This window comes from Mesorhizobium sp. M4B.F.Ca.ET.089.01.1.1 (assembly GCF_004022605.1).
Classification (GTDB): domain Bacteria; phylum Pseudomonadota; class Alphaproteobacteria; order Rhizobiales; family Rhizobiaceae; genus Mesorhizobium; species Mesorhizobium abyssinicae.
This window is the reverse complement of sequence record NZ_RZOS01000021.1, coordinates 24500-32174: the sequence shown is the minus strand read 5'-3', so window position 1 is coordinate 32174 and position 7675 is coordinate 24500. Positions and strand designations below refer to the sequence as shown.

The 7675-nt window shown below is 63.1% G+C and carries 4 protein-coding genes; all 4 read left to right on the top strand.

The annotated features are described in order from the left end of the window. Positions 1-89 precede the first annotated feature (89 nt). Positions 90-797: a hypothetical protein gene (locus EN780_RS04105; RefSeq protein WP_127393170.1), complete on the top strand. Its 708-nt coding sequence runs from the start codon at positions 90-92 to the stop codon at positions 795-797. 101 nt (positions 798-898) lie between these two features. After that, positions 899-3550: a type I secretion system permease/ATPase gene (locus EN780_RS04100; RefSeq protein ID WP_189340381.1), complete on the top strand. Its 2652-nt coding sequence runs from the start codon at positions 899-901 to the stop codon at positions 3548-3550. Continuing rightward, positions 3537-4964 (top strand): HlyD family type I secretion periplasmic adaptor subunit, encoded by a 1428-nt coding sequence (locus EN780_RS04095; RefSeq protein WP_127285033.1) that lies wholly within the window; start codon positions 3537-3539, stop codon positions 4962-4964. The genes EN780_RS04100 and EN780_RS04095 overlap by 14 nt, the downstream gene beginning before the upstream one ends. 401 nt (positions 4965-5365) lie before the next feature. Continuing rightward, on the top strand, positions 5366-7666 hold the full coding sequence (locus EN780_RS04090) for an AGE family epimerase/isomerase (RefSeq protein ID WP_128272264.1): 2301 nt from the start codon (positions 5366-5368) through the stop codon (positions 7664-7666). Positions 7667-7675: the final 9 nt, after the last annotated feature.

Sequence of the window (7675 nt, the reverse complement as noted above, 5' to 3'; positions counted from 1 at the left end):
CATCGGCAGCCCCAACAACCCCAACCACCCCAACGACCCCCACCGTCCCTACAACCCCCACCATCCCAACAACCCCAACGACCCCGTCAGTGATCGCGCCGGTCCTCACCATCGCTGACAAAACGCTCGACGTGAGCGGGCTGGGCGGTACGGTCGACCTCGGGGTCAAGGTGACAACGACCGACCCCAACGACCTCGTGACCGTGAAGGTGACGGGCTTGCCGAGGTACGAGACGATCACCGACAAACTCGATGGTAAGACGTTTAGTGGCAAGAACATCACCTTGACGGCAGCGCAGGTCGACAGCGGATTGACGCTGCAATCGAACTACAGGGGCGCGGCTCATCCGGTGGCGACGCTGACGCTGACGGCAACGGCGAAGGACCCGGTCACCGGCGCCGTCGCAACAGCCTCGCCGCAGACCATCGCCGTAACGGATCCTCGGCCTGCGACCATCACAACGTCGTCGCTGGCGGTCACCCATACGGATCGCAAGCTTGCTCCCGCCAATTGGCAACGGTCCTTGGCAGCCCAGGGCTCTGCGCTGCTGAACGAGCACAGGGACCTGGTCGCCGGCGCCACCAGAACCTTGGCGCCCCAAAACACCGCCATGGCGGATCACCCATTTGCGACCGGCACAGCCAGAGCGTCGCTGGCAAGCCAGAGCTTTGCGCTGCTGAGCCAGTACTTGGCCGGTAATTCCGGCCCGGTCGATCCCGGCCAGATCGTGGCTTCCTTGTCGAATAATGGAGGCAATTGGAATCACGACTCGTACCTGACCAGACCGCAACATTGATCGCCGCCGCACCCGGGGGTTCGGCCCTGGGTGCGGCGCCGTCAAGTTTGTGAATGCAAGGGGGATGGAACGCGGACGTATCCGCGAAGGGTTGTGCCAAGATGGCGATGCAGAACGAGAATACCCATGCCGTAGACCTGGGACTTCGATCTTTGGCTCTGTTCCTGCGCTCTCATGGCGTAGACGCCAAACTCAACCAGATCCGCGAGCGCTGTGGCGGCGGCAGTGCAATCGGCATCCGCGCGATGCTTCGCTGCGCCCGCTCGCTCGGGCTTGAGGTCGGTTCGCGCAAGACACATTGGAAACAACTTGCGAGCGTCCGACTGCCTGGCATCGCTTCGTTGCATGACGGCGGGTTTCTGCTTCTCGGGAAGGTCGACGACAACGGAGCGGTTGTGCTGCATCCGCCCTTGTCAGGGCCGAAGCGGCTCACGCGCGAGGAATTCGAGGCAATCTGGGACGGCCGTTTGATCCTGGCCGGATCACAGAACCTTGCGCAACGGGCGCTTCATGCCCTTGCCGGCATGGCTACCCGCGGGCGTGATCTGGTACGCCGCGCCCGCGATACCGTGTTGCCTGCGCGGTTCGCCGATCGACGCGATACGGCCGTCGAGGCGGCGAGCACCGCACCCGAAGGCGGCGATGATTCAGGGCTCATTGCCTTGGCGATATTGATGCGTTGCCATGGCATCGCGGCCGACCCAGACCAGATCCGGCATCGGATGGGCGCGGCGCCAGTGGGCGTTACCGAAATCCTGCGCTGTGCAAAAGATTTTGGACTCAAGGCTCAGGCACAGAGGACAAACTGGAATCGGCTTGCGGTTACTCCGCTGCCTGGAATCGCCGTGCTTCGGGACGGTGGATACCTGATCCTCGGCAAAGTTGTCGACGACAAGCTCCTCGTTCAGCGCCCATCGTCGCCGCAACCCATCACAATGACCCAGGCCGAGTTCGAGGCCATCTGGGACGGCGGCATCATCCTGATGACCCGGCGCGCGGCCCTGACGGATCTCTCTCGACGGTTTGATATCGGCTGGTTCCTCGGCGCGGTCCACAAGTACCGCTATCTTCTCAGCGAAGTGCTTGTCGCGTCGTTCTTCCTTCAGGTTTTCGCCCTTCTCTCACCGCTATTCTTCCAAGTGATCATCGACAAGGTGCTCGTGCATCGAAGCATGAGCACGCTCGATGTTCTGGTCACTGGTCTCGTCGCGCTGACCGTTTTCGAAACTGTTCTCGGCACGCTGCGCGTCTATCTGTTCGCGCATACGACGAACCGCATCGACGTCGAGCTCGGCGCCCGGCTGTTTCGTCACCTGATGGCGTTGCCGATCGCATATTTCCAGACACGCCGCGTGGGGGATTCGGTTGCACGCGTCCGCGAGCTCGAAAATATCCGCCAGTTCCTGACGAGTTCGGCGCTCACGCTTGTCATCGATCTCGTCTTCACCGTCGTTTTCCTTGCCGTGATGTTCTATTACACGACCTCGTTGACGCTGATCGTTCTGGCGTCGTTCCCATTCTACATCGGCATTTCCGCGGGGGCTGCGCCACTGTTTCGCCGGCGCCTCGATGAGAAATTCGATCGCGGCTCGGAGAATCAAGCTTTCCTCGTCGAGACCGTCACGGGCGTCGAGACGCTGAAGGCCATGGCGGTCGAGCCGCAGATGCAGCGCCGCTGGGAGGAGCAACTCGCCGCCTATGTGACCGCAAGCTTTCGCGTGCTGAGCCTGAACAATACTGCGAGCCAGGCGGTGCAGCTGATCAACAAGCTGGTCGTCGCCGCAATCCTGTACTTCGGTGCCAAGCTCGTGATCGGCGGCGACCTGACCGTCGGCGAACTCGTCGCATTCAATATGCTGGCATCACGCGTGAGCATGCCGGTGCTGCGGCTCGCGCAGATTTGGCAGGATTTCCATCAGGCTCGCCTGTCGATCGATCGTCTGGGCGATATCCTCAACACCATTCCCGAGCCAAGCTTCAATCCTGGCCGCGCCGCGCTGCCGGCGATCCGCGGGCGGGTGACATTCGAGCACGCGACTTTCCGCTACCGGATCGACGGCCCCGAGGTGCTGCACGACGTGTCGTTCAGCGTCGAGCCCGGTCAGGTCATCGGCATCGTGGGCTCCTCGGGCTCCGGCAAGAGCACCATTGCTAAGCTGATACAGCGGCTCTATGTGCCGGAGAGTGGACGCGTGCTGGTCGATGGCGTCGATCTGGCGATGGTAGACCTGACCTGGCTTCGACGCCAGATCGGAGTCGTCCTGCAAGAGAACGTGCTCTTCAACCGATCCATTCGCGAGAACATCGCGCTCTCTGATCCGGCCATGCCCATGGAGCGCGTCATTGCTGCGGCATCGCTCGCCGGTGCTCACGATTTCATCCTGGAGCTGCCAGAGGGCTATGACACCGTCGTCGGCGAACGCGGTAGCAGTCTTTCCGGCGGGCAGCGCCAGCGTGTGGCGATCGCTCGGGCACTCATTACGGACCCGCGCATCCTCATCCTCGACGAGGCGACCAGCGCCCTGGATTACGAAAGCGAGCGCGCCATTCAGCAGAACATGAAGCGAATTTCTGCCGGCCGAACCGTCTTTGTCATCGCTCATCGGCTCTCGACTGTGCGTCACGCGAACCGGATCATCACGATCGAGCATGGCCGCATCGTCGAGGACGGTACCCATGAAGACCTGATCCGCTCGAACGGGCGTTACGCAAACCTCCACTATCTGCAGGCTGGCATCCATGAAGTCCGCTAGTCAAAACATCGTCGAATTTCCGGGAGTCAAACTTCGTCGCCACGAGCACGAAGTTGCGTTCCTGCCAGCGGCGCTCGAAATCACCGAGTCGCCGCCGTCGCCGATCGGGCGCGCGATCGGGGCGAGTATCATCGCGGTCTTCTGCTTCGCGCTGGCGTGGGCGTGGTTGGGCACAGTCGATATCGTCGCAACCGCGACGGGCAAGATCGTGCCAGGCGGGCGCACCAAGCTGATCCAGCCGTTCGACACGGGCGTCGTCCGCGCCATCAACGTACGCGATGGACAGAGCGTAAAGGCTGGCGACGTCCTGATCGAGCTCGACCCGACCATGGCGGACGCCGACCAGGAGCGCCAGAAAAGCGATCTCCTTTCGGCCGAACTCGACGTCGCGCGGCTGCGCGCGGCGCTCGCGGAGGATCCTCTTGCGGCCTTCCGGCCGCCGCAGGGCGCGAGCGCAGCGGAGATCGAGATGCATCGCCAGTATCTGGTCAGTCAGCTCGCCGAACAGAACACCAAGCTCGCCGAGATAGATCGCGAGCAATCCCAGAAAGAAGCGGAACGATCGACCACTTTGGCGAGCGGGGCGAAGCTCGAGGCGACGATACCGTTGCTGCAGGAGCGGGTCGACATTCAAAAGCAGCTCGTCGACAAGGCACTTGCCTCGAAGGTCCTCTATCTCTCCGAGTATCAGGAGTTGGTCGGCCTTCAACAGGATCTCAACCTGCAGCAGAGCCGGCTGCGCGAAGCCGACGCAGCCATCGCGTTGCTAAGGGAAACGAGGGAAAAGACGACCGCGGAGTACCGGCGCGCGACCTATGAGGCGCTCGCGAAAGCCGAGCAGAGAGCTGCTAGCACTGGGCAAGAAGTGATCAAGGCTGAGCGGCGCACGAAGCTCCAACAATTGACCGCGCCGGTCGATGGCGTCGTACAACAACTGGCCGTTCATACGGTGGGAGGCGTGGTGACGCCCGCTCAGCCACTGGCCGTGGTGGTGCCCAGTGAGAGCCATCTCGAGATCGAGGCCATGCTCTCCAACCGAGACATCGGATTTGTCCATCCGGGACAGATGGCGGAAATCAAGGTCGACACATTCAACTTCACCCGCTACGGGCTTCTTCATGGTGAAGTGGTCAGCGTGTCATCCGATGCCATAGTTCGCGACCGGCAACCGACCGGGTCGAACGACCGTGCGTCGGGCGCAGCGCAGAGCGACAGCGAGCCGAGAGATCAGGAACTGCAATATGCCGCACGCGTTTCACTTGACCGTACGGACATGCAGGTGGATGACAAGCTCGTCAAGCTCGGTCCGGGCATGGCGGTGACGGTTGAGATCAAGACCGGCACGCGCAGTATCATCGGCTACTTCCTCTCGCCTCTGGCGAAATATCAGCAGGAATCGCTACGCGAGCGGTAAAGCCGGCTTCCAGACGACGAACCTCCGTCGCGCCCGTCACGCTCCGAAGAGAACGCGGCGCGGTCCGCCATCCTTGTAGCCCACCCTTCCCGTCGGCGCCCGAGCAGGATGCGCGACGCATCCTCTCGGCTGTCGGCAGGCATGCTCCTATTGGATGAGTGGGTGCGGACCAAGGGCTACGCCCAATTCATGAAGAGGCCTTGGGTTCGGCAGCGTGCTAGGATTCCGCCCAGAAGTGAGGAGGGGAAACCGTGGCCCTGAACATAGTCGGCCAGGCTAGGTTGAACACGCTCGCTTTCGAGACCAGTGCGCCCACCAGGGCCACCGGCTTTCGGGAACACGACGCGGGTTGGTGGTTCGGGCACCTAGGCCCCGAAAAGGAGCCCGAGAGGGACTGGACCATGCCGGACCGGATCGTAAGTTTTGTCATGAGCGGCGGCGTCGGCTCACGGCTTTGGCCGCTGTCGCGCGAAGACAACCCCAAGCAGTTCCACGACCTTTCGGGCGACGGCTCCATGCTTGCGAAGACGGTCCGGCGCCTCAAGGCGCGGCCGGATGGCGAGACGCCTATCTACCTTATAGCGTCCGAGCGGCATGCCGACCGCCTTGTGTCGGACATCGGTCCGCTCGGCCTCAATGGCGGCAGACCGATTTTCGAACCCGTAGGCCGCAACACCGCCGCGGCGGTCGCGATCGCCACGCTGCAGACGATATCCGAGCATGGCGGCGATGCGCTTGTGCTCGTGGTCCCCTCCGATCATGAGATATCCACCGAAAGGCAATTCTGGGAAACCGTCGAGACGGGCAGGCCGGCGGCCGCGGCGGGACGGATCGTCGTATTCGGCATCAAGCCGACACATCCCGAAACCGGGTACGGTTACGTCGAGGTGTCGGCGAATGGCGACGGGGTGGCCGCCGTCTCGCGTTTCGTCGAGAAACCCGACGCCGAGACCGCCCGCCACTATGTGTCTTCGGGACACTTCTACTGGAACGCCGGCATCTTCCTGTTTCGCGCCGACACGATGCGGCAAGCGTTTCTCGACTTCCGGCCCGACATCTGGGACGGCGCCGAGCGGGCGTATAAGACCGCACGGGCCGATATTTCCGGCATCTATCTGCCGCAGGGCTTCTACTCGGCTGTCCCGTCGACATCGATCGACTACGCTGTCATGGAGCATGCCCACGGCATCGCGATGGTCACGGCCTCCTTCCGCTGGAATGACCTTGGATCGTGGCAATCGCTGCTGGAAGCCAGCCCGACCGACCGCGACGGCAACGTCGTGATGGGCGACGTCGTCGCCATGGATTGCGACAGTTCCTACCTGCGCAGCCAGGGCAGGCTGCTGACCGTCATCGGAATGAAGGATGTGGCGGTGGTGGCCACGCCTGACGCGGTGTTCGTCGCGCCCGTAAGCCACAGCCAGAACGTGAAGAAGGTCGTCGAACAGCTGGAGAAGAGCGGACGCCTCGAGACAAAATTCACGGCGTCGGAAGACCGCGTCATTGTCAGCGGATCATGGCGCAAGCGCGTCGAGCACTGGCTCTTCGAGGAAACCCTGCCGCTGTGGTCGACGGCAGGTGTCGACGATGTGCATGGCGGCTTCCACGAGGCGCTGGGTTTCGATGCAAGGGCGCTCGGAAAACCCAAGCGCATGCGCACGATGGCGCGCCAGATCTATGCGTTCGCGGTGGCCAAGGAACGCGGCTGGGACGGACCCGCCGACAGGCTCATCGACCATGGCATCGGCTTCATCGCCAAACACGGCCGCAGCGACCGCGGCGGCTGGGTGCGCACCCTCAATTGCAACGGCAGCGTGGCCGATCCGGCGGAGGACGCCTACGACCATTCCTGCGTGCTGCTGGCGCTTGCCCACGCTCATCGATGCGGCCATGGCGACGCCTTGCGGCTTGCCCAGGAGACATTTGGTTTCATCGACAACCATCTCGAGGACGGCAGCCTGAATGGCTTCCTCGAGAGCCCCGGCTGGAACGGAGTGCGGTTCTCGAACCCGCATATGCACATGCTGGAATCCTTCCTTGCCTGGCATGACGTCACCGGCGACCGCGCCTATCTGCGCCGGGCGGCGCGCGTCATCGATCTCTTCCGGTGCCATTTCTTCGACCAGGAGAGCTGGACGCTCGGGGAGCGTTTCGACGTCGACTGGCTGCCTCTGCCGGGAGACGACGGACAGTGGACCGAACCAGGGCATCATTTCGAATGGGCCTCGCTGCTCGTCGAGTTCTCCCGGGCGAGCGGGCAGAAGGACCTGGTCGCCTATGCGAGGAAGCTCTATTCGTCGGCGGTCGCCAGCGGACTGAACCGGGCCACGGGTCTGGCCTATGCTGCCGTATCGCGGCACGGGATCCCCCTCGACCGGCTCTCCCGAAGCTGGCCGCAATGCGAGGCGGTCAAGGCGGCCGTCGCCCTGGACGGCATTGGCGGACCCGACCTGAAACCCGAGATCGAAGCGCGCGTCGCCCGCCTCTTCAGATGGCATATCGATCCGGCGCCGCTTGGGCTGTGGGTCGATAGGATCGACGAGCGCGGCAGGTCAGCGGCGACGGAGGTCCCGGCCAGCATCTTCTACCATCTGGTCACCGCGCTGATGCAGTATCTGGACAAGACCGGAGGACAGGTCGAGCCCTTCCCGATGCCAGTTTCGGACACGGGCAAGCCCTCGCTCAGGCAGGTCCACGCCTGACCCGAATAG